The organism is Pseudodesulfovibrio sp., assembly GCF_028692895.1.
Classification (GTDB): Bacteria; Desulfobacterota; Desulfovibrionia; order Desulfovibrionales; family Desulfovibrionaceae; genus Pseudodesulfovibrio.
In genome coordinates this window covers 1-19,384 of sequence record NZ_JAQUWN010000062.1, presented here as the reverse complement: position 1 = coordinate 19,384, position 19,384 = coordinate 1, and the positions used below count along the sequence as shown (strand labels likewise).

Sequence of the window (19,384 nt, the reverse complement as noted above, 5' to 3'; positions counted from 1 at the left end):
CAGGAGCTTTTCGAGATAGTAGCGGTCCGCGATCTGGGCCAGCAGGTCGGCGCTGCCCAGGAAATAGCCCATGAACCGCATGTCATCGGTGCGGAACGCGACCTTGGAGGGGGACATGGCCAGGATGGTGCAGCGGATGCAGTCGGCGATGTCCTCGATCCCGTCTCCGTGCAGGACGCCCGCCAGGTTTTCGCGCATGAACTGGATGGAGCACTCTTCGTGGCCCACGGTGTATTTAGCGCCCGTGCCCTCGGTGTCCCGCGTGGTCTGGACCAGCCCCACGTCGTGGAACAGCGCGGCCAGCAGCCCCTTGACCACGTCCTCCTCCGCGAAGATGTTGCCTTCGGCCATGGCTCCGTAGATCAGCCGGACGTCGGCCAGGACCACGGAGCAGGTGTGCTCGAAGTCGTGGTACTTGGTGTTGCTGGCCTGATAGCCGGGGTACATGCCGAAGAAGAGCTTCTGCACGTCCTCGAACGCCCGGCGGAACAGGACCCCGTCGTAGCCGGGGAAGAAGTCCCGGACCGTCTCCTCCACCTCGCGCCGCACGCATTCCGCGTCGGCCGGGTCCACGAAATCGTAGAGTTTTTCGCCGCCCATCGCCGTCCCCGTCATCCCGCCCAATTCTCGGCGTACTTGCCCCGGATCGCCTTGATGACGTCGAATATCTCGACGAATATCTCCACGATCTCGGGATCGAAATGGGTTCCCGCGTCCTTTTGCAGGATTTCAAGGCACTTTTCGTCGGAAAAGGGCTCCTTGTAGGAGCGGGGCGAGGACAGGGCGTCGTAGACGTCGGCCACGGCGCAGATGCGCGCGGCCAGGGGGATGTCCTCGCCGGTCCTCGGCTTGCAGCCCATCTTGACGGCAGGGTCCCAGACCTCCTCGTAGGGCACGCCGGGATAGCCGCGCAGGTCCCACTTCTCGTGGTGGCACAGGGCGATCTCCATGCTCATGCGGTCCAGGTCCGAGGTCAGGTTGGTGAAGAGCCGGGCCCCGAAGATGGTGTGCATCTTGATGACGTCGAACTCCTCGTCCGTGAGCTTGCCCGGTTTCTTGAGGATGGCGTCCGGGATGCCGACCTTGCCCACGTCGTGGAGCATGGCGGCCAGGCGCAGGTTGTCGCGCACGCGTTTGATGTCCTTGGCCGCGTGGCCGCGCCGGGAGGCCCAGGTGCCATATATCTCGGCGCAGTAGGAGCCCACGCGCTGGACGTGGGTGCCGGTCTCGGTGGGGTCGCGCAGTTCGGCCATCTTCATCATGCGCAGGATCAGTTCGCGGTTCATGATGCCGCGTTCGATGGCCACCGAGGCGTTGTTGCAGAACAGCGGGATGTAGGTCCGGGCATCCACGTCGAAGGGCTCGACCACCCCGGCCGCGCTGCGGGCGTTGATAAGCTGCATGACTCCCACCAACCGGCTTTCCTGGGCGATGAGCGGGATGGTCAACATGCTGGTGGTGCGGTAGCCGGATTTCTCGTCAAAGGACTTGTTGAAGGAGAAGGGCAGGGCGGGGTCCAGCTCGTAGGCGTCGTCGATGGTCAGGGCCTGGCGGGTCTTGGCCACGTAGCCCACGATGGAGTGCTCGCTGATGGGCACCGCGAAATTCTGGTACAGGGCCGCGTTGGCCCCCTCGCCCTTGAACAGGGTCTCGTTCTGGACAAAGCTGAAGATCAGGCTGTCCTTCTCCACGAGGAAGATGGACCCAGCGTCGGCGTTGGCGAACCGCCTCGACTCGAAGAGAATCTTGTCGAGGATGGTGTCAACGTCCTTGAGTTGGTTGACCTCGTCCGTGGTCCTGAGGATTTTCAGGACCGGGCTTTCCGGTCCCAGGCACTGCTCTTCCAGCATGTCGATACCCCCTTAGGTTCCTTTAGACATGTCCCAATTCCCTGGCAAACGCAACAATCGCTCAAAGAAGGGGGAAGGGGCGATAGCGGCAATAGGTATGCATAATGCGATCGGGGCGCAACGGGCCGACGGGGCGTCCGCCGCCCTCGGGCGGGCGAAAGGGCGTCAGCCCCGGCGCGCGGCGGCCAGGACGTCGTGGAGCTCGCGGATCACGCCCGCGCCGCCCGCGGCCTCGGTCACATAGTCGGCCAGGGCCAGGATCTCGGCATGGGCGTCGGCCGGGGCGACCTTGAACCCCGCCAGGCCCATGGCGTCGCGGTCGTTGACGTCGTTGCCCACGTAGAGCACGTCCGACAGGCTGACCGACCGGTCCCCTGCCAGGCCGATGAGCACCGACGCCTTGTCGCCCACGCCGTGCACGCAGGGCAGGCCGATCTTGTCCGCCCGCGCCCGGACCACGGGGTTCACCTCGGTGCTCAGGATGCACTGGTCCACCCCGAGCCGCCGGATCATGCCTACGGCCAGGCCGTCGGACCGGTTGGCGGCCACGCTTTCCCGGCCGTCCTGGTCGGTGATGACCCGGTTGTCGGTCATCACGCCGTCAAAGTCGTAGACCGCGAGGCGGACCCGCCCCGCGCCGGGCAGGCCGCGCTGCTTCAGCATGATGAGCTCGCCGTCCGGGCCCAGGTAAAGCGGCGTGTCGCAAAGCAGCTTCTCGCCCCGGCCGCCGCCGCTTTGCACGATGGCGTCGGCAGCGCGGGCCGCGTCCGCCACCTCCACGGTCACGGCCACGCACCCGCCTGTGGGCCCGTCCGGCACCGGCAGGAGCCGGAGGGTCTGGCCGTAGGGCCCCACCAGCAGGGTCTCCCAGGCCAGGGAGAACCCCAGGGCCTGTTCGTAGAAGCGCGCGGACCGTTCGCGGTCGCGGACCAGCAGTGTGACGGCGGGATGGACGGCCATGCGGGACTCCTTGTGTTTCGGGGGCGTCGGGGGGTACGATAGCCCGCGCCGGACTTGGACGCAACCACCCGCCCGGCCGGGAGTTGCGCATCGGGCGGCGACGAGGCGTCGGGCAAGCCGCCGGGGCTACAGCCCCAGGCTGCCGTCCACGAGGACCACATGGATGCGCCCCTTGGGCCAGCACTTGTCCGTGATGGTCCAGACGTTGCAAATCCGGTCCGGGCTCTTGCAGTCCATGCACCGGCCCGTCTTGGCGCAGGGGGTGCGCGCGCCGTGGCGGGCGGCGTTTTGCGGCCCGGCCACCTCGCGGATGCGGCGCACGCCCGCGTTGGCGTCGGGCACGATCTTGTTGGCGCCGGCGACAACCACCACCTGGCGCGGGCCGAAGATCAGCCCGGCCACCCGGTTGCCCACCATGTCCAGGTTGACCAGCTTGCCGTTCCCGGTCAGGGCGTTGGCGCCCGTGAAGAACAGGTCGCAGGTCAGGGCCCGGCGGCGGCGCTCGATGAGCTCGCCCCGGTCCACTCCCTCCTCGAAGGTGTCGATGAACTCGATGCCCGGGTCCTGGCGGAACACGTCCAGCACCCCGGTCTCGCGCACGGAGAGCGAATCTCCGTAGGAGACCACCCTGGGGGCCACGGCGGGCGTGATCTCCGAGAGGATGATCTCGGCGGCGTGGCCGGGGTCCGCCGCCTGGTAGACGTTGAACCCGTTGTGGGACAGGGCGGCCAGGGTGTCGAGGGCGGTCTTGTCGAACATGGAAACTTCCTTTTTGGCGGCATTGTTAGCCCCGCCGCCGCACGGGCGCAACCCCCGCGGGCCGCCGTCCCGGCCGGAATCGTCGCCGAATCGCCGGAATACGCCCCTTGCGCGGGAATGGGGACTCGGCTATGCGGGAGCCATGAAAGCACATTCTCCCAAGCCCCTGCCTCCGGCGAGGCGGGTGGCGCTCGAAGCCCTTTTCCGCTGCCTGCTCTCGGGCCAGGACGTCCAGGCCGCCCTGGACACGGCCCTTTCCGCCGGTCCGGTGGACCCGCGCGACGTGGGCCTGGCCACCGAGCTGACCTACGGCTACCTGCGGATCAAGGGACGCATCGACCACGTTCTCTCCCGCTTCCTCAAGGATCTCGGCAAGCTGCCGCCCAAGATGCGCCTGGCCATGGGCGTGGCCGCCTACGAGATTCTCTTCCTGGACAAGGTCCCGGCCTACGCCTCCGTGGACTGGGCCGTGGAGTTCGCCAAGACCAAGCCCGGCGCTCGCCTGGGCGGCCTGTTCAACGCCGTGCTGCGCAAGGTCGCCGACCGCGCCGGGGAGCTCCTCGATCCCGACTTCTACCGGCGCGACTGCTCGCCGCCCGAGTTCCTTTCCCGCTGGTACTCCGTGCCCCAGTGGATCGCCGACCTCTGGCGGCGCGCCTATGGCGAGGCGACCGCCCTGCAATACCTGGAGGCCCAACTCAACCCTCCGGCCATGGGCGTCAACCTCTACGGCCACCCCGAGGCCGACGAACTCTTCCCCCTCCTGGCCGGGCTCGACGAGGTCCTGGACATCGAGGGGCTCAGCTTCGCCTTTCCGCCCGGCGCGGCCTTCGAGGACGAGCCCGAGCCGCCCCTGGCCCGCCAGTCCTTCGCCGCCCGCCAGGCCGTCGAGGCCCTGCGCCCGTCCGGCTGGGATTCCCCGGTCTGGGACGCCTGCGCCGGACGCGGCGGCAAGACCCGCATCCTGCTCGAACACGGCCTGACCGTCTTCGCCTCGGACCCGCACGAAGGCCGCCTGGCCGCCCTGCGCCGCGAGCTGCCCTCGGTGGAGGCCTTCGCCGCCAACGCCGCCGGCGCCAGGCCGCCCCGGACCCCGGCCACGATCCTGCTCGACCTGCCCTGCTCCGGCCTCGGCGTCCTCTCCCGCAGGCCCGACACCAAGTGGAAACGCTCCCCGCGCGACATCGACGACCTGACCAAGCTCCAGGCCGAGATCCTCGACAACGCCGCCGAACGCGTCAAACGCCGCGGCCGCATCGCGGTCATCACCTGCACCCTCAATCCCGACGAGAACCAGGGGCTCGTGAAGCGCTTCCTCGCCGCCCATCCCGAGGCCCGGCTGGAAACCGAATGGGCCACCGACCCGGATTCGCCCCTGAACGAGTTCTTCTACGCGGCCCTGATCCGGGCCTGACAAGAAACATCCTCTTTGCCCAAACCCCCGCCCTCCCGGGTTCTTCCATCCGTCTTCCCATCCAAAGGGCTTCGGGGTATGAGCGGGTCATGAAGATAGGTCGGTACGAGATTCGCGGGTTGCTCGGGCGCGGAGGCATGGGAGCGGTATACAAGGCGGCCATGCCGGTGACGGGCCGAATCGTTGCGCTCAAGGTGCTGCGTCCGGCGGAGATCCTGGAGGACCTGGTCGGCGCGGAGCGGCTGCGGGAGATGTTTCTGGCCGAGGCGGCGACCATGGCGTCGATCTCGCACGCGAACATCGCGCAGGTGCTGGACGTGCACGGCGGGTCGGACGGGGTGCGCCCCCATTTCACCATGGAGTATTTCTGCGGCAACCTGGGCGTGCTCATGGGCGAGGCGTACGAGGTGGAGCGGCCGTCGCGGCGGCTGGGCGTGGAGGCCTCGCTGGGGCTGGCGCGCGAGATGCTGGCCGGGCTGGACCGGCTCCATTACGAGGGCATCGTGCACCGCGACGTCAAGCCGTTCAACGTCATGCTGGCCGAGGACGAGGGCGGGGCCGGGCACGTCAAGCTCATCGACTTCGGCCTGAGCAAGCTGCGCGGCGAGCGCACGCCGGGGCCCAAGGGCATGGTGGTGGGCTCGCCCTATTACACCGCGCCGGAGCAGGAGGCGGACCCGGAGAGCGCCACCCCGGCCTCGGACTGCTTTTCCGTGGGCGTGACCCTCTACCGGATGCTGACCGGGCTGCTCCCGGCCGAGAACCCCGCCAGGCGGCGGCCGGTCCGCGAGATCCACGCGGGCCTGGACTGCGCCTGGGACGATTTTTTCGTGCGCGCCCTGGCCCGGGACCCGGCCGAACGGTTCGGCGACGCCGTGGAGATGGCGGCGGCCCTGGACGGGCTGGAGGCGGCCTGGCGCGAGCGCAGGGAGGCCGTATGCTCGGCGGCGGGGCTGCTGGACGGGGGCGCGCCCGGCGAGGTCCGCGCCTTGCGGTCCGCGCCGCTCAAGGTGGCGGCGGACCGGGGGCGGGAGGTCTTCGGCCTGGACGAGCTGTGGCGGCCCATCCGCCCGGCGCGCGGCGATTTTTCCGACAACGGCGACGGCACGGTGACCGACCGGGCCACGGGGCTGACCTGGGAGCGGTACGGATCGCGCTATCCGTTGAGCTTTGAGCGGGCGCAGTCCCACGTGGACCGGCTGAACCGGGGCGGATACGGCGGCCGGACGGGCTGGCGGCTGCCCACGGTGGACGAGCTGGCCAGCCTGTTCACCGGGGCGGCCGAGCCCGGCGGGTTCTGCCAGCAGCCCGCCTTCGACCCGCGCAAGGCCCGGCTGTGGAGCGCGGACACCAAGGCCTTCACCGCCGCCTGGTATGCGGACGCGGAGCTGGGGTTCGTGGCCTGGCAGGACCGGACCTGCCGGTTCTTCGCCCGCGCGGTGACCGGGGCGTAGGGCTCGGGGGGACGTTTTCCCCGTCACGGGGCGCAAAAAAAGCGGCGGGCCGGAGCCCGCCGCCTGGCGTCGTGAAAGGCGGCGCCGCTAGAAGTCGGCGACCGAGTTGCCGAAGCCCTCGGCTCTGGTGCCGCCGCCCGAGGAATAGCCCTGCGCCTTGAGCTGTTCCTCCTGGGCCTTCATGAGCTGTTCCTCAAGCTGCATCAGCTCGGCCTGCTTGGCCTGGATCTGCTGGAGCTTTTCCTTTTCCGGCATCTCCTCGTCCTGTTGCAGTTCCTTGATGTCCTTTTCGATGTTGTCGATCTGCTTCTGCAACTGCTCGATGCGCTGCTCCACGTCGGAGTCGGCCTCGGTGTCGCTCTCCTCGTTCTTGGCCGCGGCCGAGAGGGCGCGAGCTTCGATGGAGATGGACACGGTGTCCCCCCGGTCCTGGGTCTGTTCCGGAATCTTGGCCTCCTGGGCCTGTTCCTCGGGCGTCTGCTCCACGGACGGAGCGGCCTTGATGTTCATGGACTCGGAAAAAAGCGTGGTATGGGCAAGCCCGGTTTCGATGGCCATGTTCGAGCCTCCTGGTTTTGGACGGAACCGCCTTCTTTCCTATCGGCCAATGCCGGCGGAACTTTAGACCATATGAATGTTGCGCCCCCGGTCCAAAAAAAGGTATCCTTTCCGGTACTGAGCCACCAACGCAACCGAGGCATCCATGAGCGTCATCAATCTGGAATACCTGTTCAAGCCGAGGTCGGTCGCGGTCATCGGGGCGACCAACGACCCCCGCAACGCGGGCAACATCGTCATGCGCAACCTGATGGCGGGCGGGTTCCTCGGCCCGGTCATGCCGGTTTCCGACACGGCCGAGGCCATCGCGGGCGTGCTGACCCATCCCTCGGTCAAGCACCTGCCCAAGACCCCGGACCTGGCCATCGTCTGCTCCCCGCTGGACGAGGTGCCGGAGATCATCCACTCGCTCAAGGAGCGGGGCACGCGCGGCGCGGTGCTCATGGGCTCGGGCCTGGCGGCCATGACCACCGAGGAGCGCACCGACGTGGTGTCGACCATCCTGCGCGTGGCCAACCCGCCGGATTTCCGGATCATCGGGCCCAAATCCCTGGGATTCATGGTCCCCTCCCTGAACCTCAACGCCTCCCTGGCCCACACCGAGGCCGCGCCGGGCAAGGTGGCCTTCATCTCCCAGTCCGACTCGCTGCTGGCCACGGTGCTCGACTGGGCCAAGGCCAAGGGCGTGGGCTTCTCCCACCTGGTGGCGCTGGGCAGCCGCATCGACGTCTCCTTCGCCGACATCCTGGACTACCTGGGGTCCGACCCCCTGACGCGCTCGATCATGCTCTACGTGGAGTCCATCAAGGACGCGCGCGAGTTCATGTCCGCCGCGCGCGCGGCCTCGCGCAACAAGCCGGTGCTGGTCATCCGCCCCGGCCAGGCGCTGGACACCGTGGTGGGCGACCTCAAGCTGCGGGAGACGGGCGACCACCGGCTGGTGGACGCCATCTACGACGTGGCCTTCCGCCGCGCGGGCATGTTGCGCGTGGAGAACATCGACGGCCTGTTCGACGCGGCCCAGACCCTGGGCACGCCCAAGAGCGTGTTCGGCAAGAAGCTGGCCATCCTGACCAACGGAACCAGCGCGGGCATCCTGGCGGCCGACCGGCTGCTGGCGGGCGGCGGCGAGCTGGCCCGGCTGGACGAGGAGACCGTCGCGGCCATCGACGCGTTGATCGGGCGTGAGAACTGGTCGCGCACCAACCCGGCGGACATCCCCTTCGACGCGGACGGCAAGGCCTATTCCGAGGCCCTCAAGCTCCTCATCAAGGACAAGAATTCCAACGGCATCCTGGTCATGCACGTGCCCTGGAAGGCCCAGCCCGACGTGGAGGTGGCCCAGGCCCTGTGCGACTCGGTCAAGCGGGTCCGGCGCATGGTGCTGACGGCCTGGCTCGGCTCCGGCGCGGCCGAGGAGTCGCGCGAGGTCTTCCGCAAGGCGGACATCCCGACCTACGACACCCCCACCCACGCGGTGCGCGCCTTCCTCTACATGGCCGAGTACCTCCAGAACCAGGAGATGCTCATCGAGACACCGGACTCCCTGCCCACCGACTTCTTTCCGGACACCGACCGGGCCCGCGAGATCGTGCGCGCGGCCCTGGCCGAGGGGCGCGACGCCCTGACCGAGCCCGAGGCCAAGGACATCCTGGCCGCCTACGGCATCCCGGTGGTGGAGACGCGCATCGCGGTCTCGGCCAAGGAGGCGGTCATCGCGGCCGACGCCCTGGGCTATCCCGTGGCCGTCAAGGTCCGCAGCCCGCAGATTCCCCAGCCCTACGACGTGGGCGGCGTGCTCCTGGACCTGGAGACGCCGGAGCGCGTCTGGGAGGGCGCGGCCTCCATCCTGGCCCGCTGCGTGCGCGAGCGGCCGGACGCCTACATCGAGGGCTTCACGGTCCAGAAGATGGGCCGGCGGCCCGGCGCGCATGAGCTGTTCATCTCGGCCAAGGTGGACCCGGTCTTCGGCCCGGTCCTCTCCTTCGGCCACGGCGGCATGGCCAGGGAGATGATCCAGGACCGCGCCTTCACCCTGCCGCCCCTGTCCATGACCCTCGCCAGGGAGATGGTCTCGCGCACGCGCATCTTCACGCTGCTCGGGGGCACGCCGTCCCACCTGCCCGCCGACGTGGACGACATCTGCCTGACCGTGATCCAGATCTCCCAGCTCATCGTGGACGTGCCGCAGATCATCTCCATCGACATCAACCCGCTCTATGCGGACAGCGAGGGCGTCCTGGCCCTGGGCGGCAAGATATCCATCGCCCCCTTCGAGGGCGAGGGCGAGAAGCGGCTGGCCATCCGGCCCTATCCGCGCGAGCTGGAGGAGTGCGTGACCCTGCGCTCCGGCCGCCACGTCACGCTGCGGCCCATCCGGCCCGAGGACGAGCAGACCCACCGCGCCTTCCTGGCCAACCTCTCGGACGATGACCTGCGCCTGCGATTCTTCGGCGTGGTCCAGCGCGAGTTCGACCACAAGGACATCGCCCGCTTCACCCAGATCGACTACGACCGCGAGATGGCCTTCATCGCCACGGCCCCGGACGCCGCGGGCGAGCCCGAGACCCTGGGAGTGATGCGCACCAACACCAGGCCTGACAACTCCGAGGCGGAGTTCGCCATCGTGGTCCGCTCGGACATGAAGGGCGAGGGGCTCGGCTCCCAGCTCTTCCAGAAGGGCATCCGCTACACCAAGGACCGGGGCACGGCCCGGCTCGTTGGCCAGACCATGCTGGAGAACAAGGCCATGCAGGGGCTCTCGCGCAAGTTCGGCTTCGCCATCGCGCCCGATCCCCACGACGAGGACCTGGTGGAGATGGTGCTCGACATGGCGCGGTACGGGGAAAAGGCGTGACCGGCGGCGCGGGCGGCCCCGGCGGACAGCGCACCGGCCGGGCGGCCGCCCTGGTCCTGTTCCTGGCCTACCTGCCATATTACCTGAACGATTTCGTGAACATGACGGTCACGGACTACGTGGCCTGGGTCTGGCTGGACTACGCCCAGCGCTCCCTGGCCGTGGCCGTGGTTCTCTACGCCCTGTGGCGGGGGTTCATCAGCCGGGCCGACGCCGGGCTGGTCCGGGTGCCGGTCGGCCCCTTCCTGGCCTGGACCGTGGGCACCGCCGGGGCGGCCATGGCCTATCTCTGCCTGTCGGAGTTCGTCCTGGCCCCGTACTTTCCCAAGGGCTCCCTGGGCTCGGCGCCCTTTGACCCGGACTCGCCGCTCTTCCGCTTCGACCTCTGGTTCGGCCTGGCCCTGGTGGGGTTCAGCGAGGAGCTGGTCTGCCGGGGGCTGGCCCTGACCGTGCTGCGCAGGCGCTTCTCCCTGCCCGTGGCCGCAGTGCTCTCGGGCGTGCTCTTCTCGCTCATGCACTGGTCGCTGTCGGCCCACACCCTGGCGGACGCCTTCGTCTACGGGATGATCTTCGTCCCGGCCGTGCTGGCCACCGGGTCCATCTGGCCCACCACCGTGGTCCATTTCCTGGTCAATTTCGTGCTCTACCAGATGTAGGGGAGGGCGGCGGCAAGCCTCGTTGCGGCGCCCGCGCGGGGGGCGGCTCAGTCGTCGTCAAAGGCCAGGCGGCGGATGATGACGTTGGAGACGAGCATTCCGTCCTTGGTCAGGCGCAGGTGGCCGTGGCTGATGCGGATGAGGTGCTTCTGGTGCAGGGCGGCGATGAGCTTCTCCTGCCGCTTGACGAGGTCGTAGCCCGCCTTTTCCCGGAACAGCTTGAGGTCCAGCCCCTTGGCGGTCCTGAGCGAGAGCATGACCATCTCGCGGAGCAGGTCCTGGTCGGTCAGCTCCTCGTGGTCCTGGCCCACCAGGCCGCCGCGCACGTAGGCGTCGTACTCGTCCATGTAGCGCGGGTTGGAGAACCGCCGCCTCCCGATGGTGGACACGGCCGAGGGCCCGAGCCCCAGGTAGTCCGACCCGGTCCAGTAGCCGGAGTTGTGCTCGGAGACGAAGCCCATGCGCGCGAAGTTCGAGACCTCGTAGTGCATGTAGCCCATGGATTCCAGGAACTCCGAGCCGTAGATGAACATGCGCCCCTGCTCCTGCTCCGAGGGGAGCTTGAAGTCCCCGCCCTCGCCGACCATCCTGGCCATGGCCGTGCCGTCCTCCACGGTCAGGTTGTAGGCGGAGAGGTGCTCGGGCCGCAGGTTGGCGGCCGCCTTGAGCTGCTCGATCCAGGTGTTGACCCGCTGGCCGGGCAGCCCCCAGATCAGGTCCAGGCCGATGTTGGCGAAGCCCGCCTGGCGCGCGGCCTGGAAGGACGCGGCCGCCATGGCCGCCGAGTGCGGGCGGCCGAGCATGTGCAGGTCCAGGTCGTTGAAGCTCTGGACGCCCAGCGAGAGGCGGTTGAAGCCCATGGAGAGCAGGGCGCGGAAATAGCTGACGTCATGGGCCGAGTCCGGGTTGGCCTCCAGGGTGGCCTCCAGGCCGGGGACCGGGTTGAAGGCCTTGCGGATGGCCTTCATGATCTGGTCCAGTTGGGTCAGCGGGATGAGGCTCGGGGTGCCGCCGCCGAAATAGACGGTCCGGAGGGGCGGGTTCTTGAGCCGGCGGCCCCACAGGTCGATCTCCTGGAGCAGGAGCTTGTGGTACCAGGCGAAGGTGACCTGGTTGAAGGCCTGGGAGTGGAAAGTGCAGTAGTGGCAGCGGGAGCGGCAGAACGGGACGTGGACGTACAGGAGCAGCCCCTTGGCGCGCGGCGCGGCCGGGAGCTTGGCCGCCCCGGCGGCCGTGGCCGGGAAGGCCGCCTTGACCGGTGCGTCTTCGCCGTAGATGCGCGCCATGGTCAGTCCGTGATCCGCTTGTGCCGGTGCAGGACCAGCGCGCCCCAGGTCAGGTAGGCCCCGGCCAGGACCAGCGGGGGCAGCAGCCAGAAGGGCAGCGGGCTCCCGCGCAGCAGGCCGGTGAGCCCGTCGTAGAGCATGTTCGAGCCCTCGACGAGCAGCAGGACCACCGAGGTCCAGGTGGCCAGTCCCCAGTCCTGGCGGGTCAGCCAGGCCAGCACCGCGAAGACCGCCAGCGAGCCGAAGGCCAGGGGCCAGTCCGGCGCGCCCCGCAGGGCGTCGGCCGCGCCGTTGAGCATCGGCGAGAGGACAAAGGCGGCCAGGATGGCGTCGCGCCGCAGGATCGGGCCCAGGAAACGCATCATGACCGGGTCCCCAACTCGCGATGGTAGCGTTCGTTTTCGCTGTACAGGCAGCCGCAGTATTGCTGGCGGTAGACGCCCCACTCCCTGGAGAGGTCGATGCCCTCCTGCCAGCCCTCGCGGAAGTCGTGGTAGTAAAAGCGCGTCTTGGGCGTCTCCAGGTCCCGGCACAGCCCGGCGATGACGTCGTGCTTCTGGTACTTGGAATAGAGCAGGGTGGTGGTGAAGTAGTCGAACCCGCCGTTTTTGGCGATGGACGCCGTGCGCTCCAGGCGCAGGGCGTAGCAGTGGAAGCAGCGGTTGTTCTCGCGGTGGGCCACGGCGCGGAACCAGGCCTGGGGCTCGTACTCGTCGTCCTTGACGATGACCTTGATCCCCAGGCGGTCGGCCACCTCCAGGCAGCCGTCGCGCCGCTTCACGTATTCGGTCAGGGGGTGGATGTTCGGGTTGCAGTACAGCCCGGTGACCTCGCACCCCCTGTCCTGAAGCGTTTTGATCGTGGTGATGGAGCACGGCCCGCAGCAGATGTGAAGCAGCACCCGTTCCATGGCTCCCCTCCCGGCGCGGCCGGTCCTAGTCCTCGTACTCGTAGTCGATGTCGATGTGGACCTTGCGGTTGCAGGCCCTTTCCAGGTCCGCAATGACGCTGCGCTTGTGGTTGAGCAGGTAGATGGCCAGCTCCTCCTCGCAGGTGAAGTCGAAAATCTCCGGGCCGGGGCGGCGGATCTCGCGGTGGATGTCCTTGAGGGCCTGGAGGGCCTGCCACTCCATGTTGCGCCGGATGCCGGTGCCCTTGCAGCACGGGCAGGGCTCGGTGGAGATGGCGATGGCCGAGGACCCCAGGCGCTGGCGGACCAGCTCCATGAGCCCGAAAGAGGAGATGCGGCTGACGTCCGTGCGCGCGCGGTCGTTCTTCATCTCGCCGCGCATGACCTTCTCCACCTCGCGGCAGTCCTTGGGGTTCTTCATCTCGATGAAGTCGATGACCACCTGGCCGCCGATGTCGCGCAGCCGGAGCTGGCGGGCGATCTCTCTCGCGGCCTCCATGTTGGTCTTGAGCGACATCTTCTGGAAATTGCGCTCGCCGCCGATCTTGCCGGAGTTGATGTCCACGGCGGTCAGGGCCTCGGTGGCGTCGAAGACCAGGCGGCCGCCCGAGGGCATGGTCACCTCGCGGGAGTAGATCTCCTGCACCTGCTTGACCAGGTTGAACCGCTCCAGGAGCGAGAGGTCGCTGTCCTCGTGCAGCTTGACCAGGCTGTTCTTGCGCGGGAAGGCCAGCTTCACGAAGTCCTCGATCTGGTCGAAGGTCTCCTTGTCGTCCACCCAGACCTCGGTGACGTCGCTGGTCAGGTAGTCGCGCACGGCCCGTGCGGCCAGGCCCAGTTCGTGGTAGACCATGGACGGGGCCTTTTTCTGCTGGGCATTGGCGCGGATGTCCGTCCACAGCCGGTTCAGGTACTTGAAGTCGCGCTCCAGGGCGGCCTTGGACTGGCCCACGGCGGCGGTGCGGGCGATGAGCCCCACGCCCTCGGTGGTCTCAAAGGCCTCCAGGACCTTCTTGAGCCGCTCCCTCTCCTTCTCGTTCTCGATCTTGCGCGAGACGCCCATCTGGGAGCGGCCCACGGTGTAGACGAAGCCCCGGCCGGGCAGGGAGAGGTAGGTGGTCAGGAACGCGCCTTTCTTGCCCGTGGGCTCCTTGACCACCTGGACCAGGATCTCCTGGCCGGGCTTGAGCACCTTCTGCATGAGCGGGAAGCGCTGGCCCTTCTTGGTGTCGGGATCGTTGACGTAGTATTCCGGGTGGACCTCGTCGATCTGGAGGAACCCGTTGCGCTCCGCGCCGTAGTTGATGAACGCGGCCTGGAGCCCGTTGTCGATGTTGTGGATGTAGCCCTTGTAGATGTTGCCCTTGGTCTTGGCCTGGTGGACCATTTCAACGTAGTATTCGTTGACTTTGCCCTCTTCGGCGATGACGACCTCAACCTGCTCTCCGGGCAATACGGAGATGAACATTTTCTGCCGCCGTTTCCGGGCGGCGGCCGCTGTCTCGTTGGTCATGATGAACCTCGTGTGAAAAGTGTTGCTCCATGGCGCGCCGCTATTCCAGCCCGTGCCCCGTGCCGTGGTAGAAGGTCCCGTCCCGGTCCTCCCGGGGGGTGATGGCGCCCTGTTTCACCAGGGCTTCCACGGCCTGCCGAACCCGCTTGGGGTCCGCGTTCAGGGCCACGGCCAACTGGGCCGTTGTCTGCGGCCTGCGGGCGAGGGATGCCGCCACCTGGTCCGTCAGCCGGTCCAGTGGCGCGTCCTCGCGCTTCGCAGGGCTCGCCGGGCGGGGAGATGTCTCGCCCGATGCCAGCCTGGCGCGCCAGCGGTCCAGGGTCTCCCCGTCCGCGGGGAGCGTCCCTCTCACCGTGCCGGGCCGCGTGGTGGTCACCACGTCCACCCGGTCGGGGTTGAGCCGCTTGCAAAATTCCGTCAGCCGGTCCAGGTTGTCGTCGGAGTCGTTGATGCCCCGGACCAGCAAAATCTCCAAAAATATCTTCCCCCTGAATTCCCTGCGAAAGGCCATGAGCCCCTCGGCCACCGCCGCTGCGGTGAGGCCTTTCACGGGGCGGTTCACGGCCAGGAACTCCGCTTCCACCAGGGAATCCATGCTCGGCAGGACCACGTCCGCCTTCGCCAGTTCCGCCCTCGCCTGGGGGTCGGTCATCAGGGTGGCGTTGGTCAGCACGGCCACGGGCGTGTCCTTGAACAGCGCCCGCGCTCCGTCGATGATCGCCCCCATGTCCGAGTTCAGGCAGGGTTCGCCCAGGCCGCCCAGCGTCACGATGTCGGGCGGGGTGTGGTCCTCCGCCTTCCAGGCCGCGAGCTCGTCCAGAACGGCCCCGGCCGGGACGTAGGGCGCCCGGTCGAGGGTCCGCCTGCGCGTGGCCCCGACCTCGCAGTACACGCAGTCCATGGAACAGATGCGGTCCCCCAGCAGGTCCAGCCCGAGGGACCGGCCCAGCCGCCCGCTCAATACGGGCCCGAAGACGTACTTGTATGCCATGGCGTATCCTGCTCCCGTCCGCCTGTCCGGCGTTTCGCGGAACTATCTGAGGTTATTAAGGACCGGGGAACGGATGTCAAGGACGGTGGGGTCGATTTACAGGGAATCTGCGCAATTGGCAACCCGGGCGCGGAAGGGCCCGGCCCGGTCCGCTAGGCCTGGTTCCCCTGGGCGGTGGACACGGTGCGGCCCTTGCCGGTGGCGCCCTCCTCCAGGTAGCGGGGGTCGAGGAAGCGTTGCAGGGCCTCCTCCAGCAGGGGGAGGGCCACGGTGGTGTCCAGGCAGGGGCCGTGGGGCCGTTCGTTGAGCACGCCGAACACCGGCAGCGGGTAGGTGTCCTGGATGCCGCTGGAGAGATCGCGGTAGCAGGCCACGGCGATGATCATCCTGGGCCGCAACTGGACCACGATGCGCCGGGCCACGGTGCCGCCGGTGGCGATGGCCAGGTTGACCCCGTACTTGTCGTGCAGGTCCAGGAGCCCGGCGATGGGGCACATGCCGCAGCGCTTGCAGTTGTTGATGTCGTAGGTCAGCCGCCGGTCGCACTTGGAATTCTGGAGGCAGTGCGGCATGAGCAGGAGGATTTCCTCGGGCTTGTAGCGTCCGGCCTCGGCCCGGACCAGCTCGTTGTTCACGCTGACGAACGAGAGCATGATGGATTCTTTTTCGATGCCCAGCGCCCGGCCGAGCAGGATCATGAGGGGCAGGAAGAGCTTGACGGTCAGTCCCCGGAACCGGCGCGCGCCGGGCAGGGGCTTGCGCGTGACGATGTTCAGGAACAGCCCCCAGTAGGCCACGCTGACCGTTCCGATGAGCAGCAGGACCACGACGCCGAACGCCCAGGCGGCCAGGGGATGGTTCTCCAGCCCGATGTAGGGCACGTACCACAGGGCGGCCAGGAAAAGGCAGATGGCCAGGCAGGAGCCGCTGATGAGGCCTATGAAGAGGCGCTTGCGCGCGCGTCGGATGCTTTTGTTCTGGTTCATGCCTTGTCGATGGCGGCCAGGGCGGACCGGGCCACGTTTTCGCCGGTGAGGTCGCGCTGGAAGAGCACGGTGCAGCCGGTGTCGTCGGCGGGTTGCCATTTGACGAAATTCGCGTCGTCGTCGCGGTAGACCACCAGGCGGTCCACGCCCCAGGCGCAGGCCAGGTGGGCCGGGCCCGAGTCGTTGCCGATGAAGTACCGGGCCGAGCGGACCAGGTGCGAAGTGGTGGCCATGTCGCCCGTATAATACCGCACCCTGCCGCCGGAGGGAATGGCCTTTTCCACGGCCTCGCGCTCGCCGGGCATGCAGATGACGAAGACGGGCAGGGCGGCCGAGAGGGCGCGCACGGCCTCGGCGTAGGCGGGCAGGCTCCAGCCGATGCCGCCCTGGGAGTCGCCGGTGGGGTGCAGGACCAGATACTCGCCGGGCGCGACGCCGGATGCGGCCAGCAGGTCGGCCACGGCGCGCTCGGCGGCCGGGTCGGGGTAGAGGCGGGGGCGGTCCAGGGCCACGGGGCGGCGGAATACGGCCTCCAGGAGCAGGGCCCGGCTGCGCAGCCGGTGCACGGTCATGTCCTCGTCCACCTTGACGTGCAGGTGCTGGAGCGAGCCCCTGAGCCGGAAGCCCGCGCGCAGCTTCACCCCGGCCAGGCGGGCCAGGAGCTCGTTGCGCACGCCCCGGCGCAGATGCAGGGAGACGTCGTGGCGCTCGCGCCGCAGCGCCAGGACCAGGCGGAGCTGGTCGCCCAGCGAGTCCTTCTTCTTGTTGAAGACGTGGAAGGCGTCCACGTTCGGGTCCGCGCCCACCAGGCTGCGCCCGACGCGGTCCACGACCATGCCGACGAAACAGCCGGGAAACTCGCCTTTGAGCCACGCGGCCACGGGCATGTTGAACAGCGTGTTGCCGATCATGCCGTTGTTGAAGATGAGAAATCGCCGGGGCTCTGTGGTCATCGTCTGGCTCCATTTCGCCGCCCGTTGCGGACAGGGCGTTGAGTAGCACGCGGGGCGAGGGTCAGGCAATGGCGGATGTCCCTATGCGGGTATGGCAATGAATCCGTCATGCTGGTATAACCCGAGCCATAGTGCATCGGCCGGGCCGCACCCGCGGCCCGCTCAACCGTCAACTCACACTCGCACAAGGAGGCGCACATGCCCCGGCAATCCGCCGACCAACTGTTCGACCGCTTGCTTGCCGACGCCGACTTCGCCAGAACCGTGGCCGAGGCCCAGGACAATCCCGCCCTCCAGGACGCGTTGAAGCGGGAGTACAACCTGACCGAGAGATCCCTTTCCGAGGCCGCGCTGCGCAAATTTCCGCTGCCCGACGACATGCTGGACGAACTCAGCGGCGGCCTGCTCTCCGAACTCACCTTCAAGGCGATCGCCGGCAAGGCCATTTACGGCGCTCTCACCGGCGGGGCGGCGGGCGTCATAGCGGGCGGGCCCAAGGGCGCGGTCGTGGGAATCGCCGTGGGCGCGGTCGCCGGAGCGGGCGGCAAGGTTCTGGAGGAGGCCATCGACTCCCTCGTCAACTGGAAGTGGTAACCGCGCGCCGACAGTGAAAAAAAGCGGCCCGGACCATCCGGTCCGGGCCGTTTCCCTTGCCCCATGCGGGGAAATCCTATTTGCATTCCTTCAGGTAGCCGCAGGTGAACGCCGTGGCGTCCATCGCCTTCTTGCCCTGGGGCTTGACCTCCGGGGTCAGGTAGACGCCGTCCGCCGCGGTGATGGCCAGCCTGCCGTCCCTCTCGCCCAGGATGGTGCCGGGCGCGACCTTGGGGGCCGCCTCCGGGCTCACCTCGCCCGGCGCCACGTTCAGCCGGATGACCTTGCCGTCCGCGTTGGTCCAGTCGAAGAACGCGCCGGGCCAGGGATACATGGCCCGCACCTGGTTGTGGATGGCCTGGGAGGAGCGGTTCCAGTCGATCTCGCCCTCCTGCTTCTCCAGCTTTTTCGCATAGGTGGCCAGGGCGTCGTCCTGTTCCAGCAATTCGTAGGCCCCGGTCTGCAACCGGGCCAGGGCCTCGCAGATGCAGATGCCGCCCAGCTTGGCCAGCTCGTCGTGGATGGTGCCCGCGTGGTCGTTGTGGCCGATCCTGAGCGCCCGCTGCACCATCACCGGGCCGGTGTCCAGCCCGGCCTCCATCTTCATGATCGAAATGCCCGTGACCACGTCGCCGTTCTCGATGGACCGCTGGATGGGCGCGGCCCCGCGATAGCGCGGCAGGAGCGAGGCGTGGATGTTCAGCGGCATCAGGCTCGGCACGTCCAGCGCCGCCTGGGGCAGGATCAGCCCATAGGCCGCCACCACCAGAACCTCCGGCCTGAGCGCGGCCAGCTCGGCCACCGTGGCCGGGTCCTTGAAATTCACCGGCTGGAAAACGGGCAACCCGTGCTCCAGCGCCACCGCCTTGACCGGCGACGGCCTGCACTGCCGCCCGCGCCCGCACGGCCGGTCGGGCTGGGTGTACACCCCGACAACCTCCGCGCCCTCGAAATTGAGCAGCAGCCCGAGCGCCTCGGCCGCGAAATCCGGCGTGCCCATAAACACGACCCGGAGCGGCTTGAGCTCCACCGCGCCCCACTCCTCCTTGGACGAAACGCCGGAAGCCGCTATTTCTTCCATCGTTCGGCCCTCTTCCGGTACATGGCCTTCTTGAGCCGCCCCAGCCGGTCCGCCAGGGTCATGCCGTCCAGGTGGTCGATCTCGTGCTGGAGCACGATGGCCAGGAAATCGTCGGTGTCGATGACCACCTCGCGGCCCTCGCGGTCCAGCGCCGTGACCTTGACCCGCTTGTTGCGCTTCACCTTCACCGACAGCTCGGGACAGCTCAGGCAACCTTCCTCGCTGTCCACCTCCTCGTCGCCGCGCTCCACGATCTCGGGATTGATGAGCACGCGCAGGTCGCCGCGAACCTTGGGGCCCGTCGGGTCCACGCAGATCAGCCGGAGCGACTCGCCCACTTGCGGCGCGGCCAGGCCGACCCCGTCGCTTTCGTACATCGTCTCGACCATGTCCGCGATGAGCTTGTCCAGCTCGGGCGTCAACTCGCCCACATGCGCGGCCTTGGCCGACAAGACCTCTTCAGGCCAGGTGCATACTTCCATTTTCATGTTCGCCTCCGGCGGCCGGGGGAAGGGGAAGAGGGGAACCTTTTGGAAAAGGTCCCCCTCTTCCCCTTCCCCCG

At 68.1% G+C, this 19,384-nt stretch carries 18 protein-coding genes and 1 pseudogene; 5 read left to right on the top strand and 14 right to left on the bottom strand.

Annotation, left to right across the window (positions count from 1 at the left end; all coding sequences use genetic code 11):
- The 4 genes and pseudogenes from PHP91_RS13635 to PHP91_RS13620 form a co-directional block, all read right to left on the bottom strand.
- A pseudogene (locus PHP91_RS13635) lies at nucleotides 1-600 on the bottom strand (hypothetical protein); the annotation flags it as partial.
- An 11-nt stretch (nucleotides 601-611) separates the two neighbouring features.
- Nucleotides 612-1,850, bottom strand: coding sequence for an HD domain-containing phosphohydrolase (locus tag PHP91_RS13630; RefSeq protein ID WP_300141715.1), 1,239 nt, complete (start codon nucleotides 1,848-1,850; stop codon nucleotides 612-614).
- Between the two features lie 165 nt (nucleotides 1,851-2,015).
- On the bottom strand, nucleotides 2,016-2,810 hold the full coding sequence (locus tag PHP91_RS13625) for a VOC family protein (protein ID WP_300141712.1): 795 nt from the start codon (nucleotides 2,808-2,810) through the stop codon (nucleotides 2,016-2,018).
- Nucleotides 2,811-2,936: 126 nt separating this feature from the next.
- Nucleotides 2,937-3,569: a lactate utilization protein gene (locus tag PHP91_RS13620; protein WP_300141709.1), complete on the bottom strand. Its 633-nt coding sequence runs from the start codon at nucleotides 3,567-3,569 to the stop codon at nucleotides 2,937-2,939.
- 142 nt (nucleotides 3,570-3,711) lie between these two features.
- Between PHP91_RS13620 and PHP91_RS13615 the strand changes: the two genes are divergently transcribed.
- Both PHP91_RS13615 and PHP91_RS13610 read left to right on the top strand, forming a co-directional pair.
- Nucleotides 3,712-4,983 (top strand): transcription antitermination factor NusB, encoded by a 1,272-nt coding sequence (locus PHP91_RS13615; RefSeq protein ID WP_300141706.1) that lies wholly within the window; start codon nucleotides 3,712-3,714, stop codon nucleotides 4,981-4,983.
- 89 nt (nucleotides 4,984-5,072) lie between these two features.
- Entirely contained in the window at nucleotides 5,073-6,437 is a 1,365-nt protein-coding gene (locus PHP91_RS13610; protein WP_300141703.1) for a DUF1566 domain-containing protein, read from the top strand.
- 87 nt (nucleotides 6,438-6,524) lie between these two features.
- On the opposite strand, the gene PHP91_RS13605 is transcribed toward PHP91_RS13610, so the two are convergent.
- Nucleotides 6,525-6,995: a FlxA-like family protein gene (locus PHP91_RS13605; RefSeq protein WP_300141700.1), complete on the bottom strand. Its 471-nt coding sequence runs from the start codon at nucleotides 6,993-6,995 to the stop codon at nucleotides 6,525-6,527.
- A gap of 145 nt (nucleotides 6,996-7,140) precedes the next feature.
- On the opposite strand from PHP91_RS13605, the gene PHP91_RS13600 reads away from it, so the two are divergent.
- Nucleotides 7,141-9,852, top strand: a complete 2,712-nt coding sequence (locus PHP91_RS13600; RefSeq protein WP_300141697.1) for a bifunctional acetate--CoA ligase family protein/GNAT family N-acetyltransferase — start codon at nucleotides 7,141-7,143, stop codon at nucleotides 9,850-9,852.
- Nucleotides 9,849-10,508 (top strand): type II CAAX endopeptidase family protein, encoded by a 660-nt coding sequence (locus PHP91_RS13595; RefSeq protein ID WP_300141694.1) that lies wholly within the window; start codon nucleotides 9,849-9,851, stop codon nucleotides 10,506-10,508. Before PHP91_RS13600 ends, PHP91_RS13595 begins: the two co-directional genes overlap by 4 nt.
- Nucleotides 10,509-10,555: 47 nt before the next feature.
- On the opposite strand, the gene hemW is transcribed toward PHP91_RS13595, so the two are convergent.
- The 7 genes from hemW to PHP91_RS13560 form a co-directional block, all read right to left on the bottom strand.
- Nucleotides 10,556-11,794 carry a radical SAM family heme chaperone HemW gene (hemW, locus tag PHP91_RS13590; RefSeq protein WP_300141691.1) on the bottom strand — a complete coding sequence of 413 codons (1,239 nt, stop codon included), beginning with the start codon at nucleotides 11,792-11,794 and terminating at the stop codon, nucleotides 10,556-10,558.
- A 2-nt stretch (nucleotides 11,795-11,796) separates the two neighbouring features.
- A complete protein-coding gene (locus PHP91_RS13585; RefSeq protein WP_300141688.1) occupies nucleotides 11,797-12,159 on the bottom strand; it encodes a hypothetical protein in 363 nt (120 codons plus the stop codon).
- A complete protein-coding gene (locus tag PHP91_RS13580) occupies nucleotides 12,156-12,704 on the bottom strand; it encodes an epoxyqueuosine reductase QueH (RefSeq protein ID WP_300141685.1) in 549 nt (182 codons plus the stop codon). Before PHP91_RS13580 ends, PHP91_RS13585 begins: the two co-directional genes overlap by 4 nt.
- Nucleotides 12,705-12,729: 25 nt before the next feature.
- A complete protein-coding gene (locus tag PHP91_RS13575) occupies nucleotides 12,730-14,217 on the bottom strand; it encodes an Rne/Rng family ribonuclease (protein WP_300141682.1) in 1,488 nt (495 codons plus the stop codon).
- A gap of 40 nt (nucleotides 14,218-14,257) precedes the next feature.
- Nucleotides 14,258-15,208, bottom strand: a complete 951-nt coding sequence (locus PHP91_RS13570; protein WP_300141679.1) for a radical SAM protein — start codon at nucleotides 15,206-15,208, stop codon at nucleotides 14,258-14,260.
- 152 nt (nucleotides 15,209-15,360) lie between these two features.
- On the bottom strand, nucleotides 15,361-16,194 hold the full coding sequence (locus tag PHP91_RS13565; RefSeq protein WP_300141676.1) for a DUF116 domain-containing protein: 834 nt from the start codon (nucleotides 16,192-16,194) through the stop codon (nucleotides 15,361-15,363).
- Nucleotides 16,191-17,147 carry a glycosyltransferase family 9 protein gene (locus PHP91_RS13560; RefSeq protein ID WP_300141673.1) on the bottom strand — a complete coding sequence of 319 codons (957 nt, stop codon included), beginning with the start codon at nucleotides 17,145-17,147 and terminating at the stop codon, nucleotides 16,191-16,193. The genes PHP91_RS13565 and PHP91_RS13560 overlap by 4 nt, the downstream gene beginning before the upstream one ends.
- A 198-nt stretch (nucleotides 17,148-17,345) precedes the next feature.
- Between PHP91_RS13560 and PHP91_RS13555 the strand changes: the two genes are divergently transcribed.
- Nucleotides 17,346-17,741: a hypothetical protein gene (locus PHP91_RS13555; protein WP_300141670.1), complete on the top strand. Its 396-nt coding sequence runs from the start codon at nucleotides 17,346-17,348 to the stop codon at nucleotides 17,739-17,741.
- Nucleotides 17,742-17,817: 76 nt separating this feature from the next.
- On the opposite strand, the gene fmt is transcribed toward PHP91_RS13555, so the two are convergent.
- On the bottom strand, nucleotides 17,818-18,822 hold the full coding sequence (gene fmt / locus PHP91_RS13550) for a methionyl-tRNA formyltransferase (protein WP_300141667.1): 1,005 nt from the start codon (nucleotides 18,820-18,822) through the stop codon (nucleotides 17,818-17,820).
- The gene (gene def / locus PHP91_RS13545) at nucleotides 18,810-19,310 is read right to left on the bottom strand and encodes a peptide deformylase (protein ID WP_300141664.1); all 501 of its coding nucleotides are present in this window, start codon (nucleotides 19,308-19,310) and stop codon (nucleotides 18,810-18,812) included. The genes fmt and def overlap by 13 nt, the downstream gene beginning before the upstream one ends.
- Nucleotides 19,311-19,384: the final 74 nt, after the last annotated feature.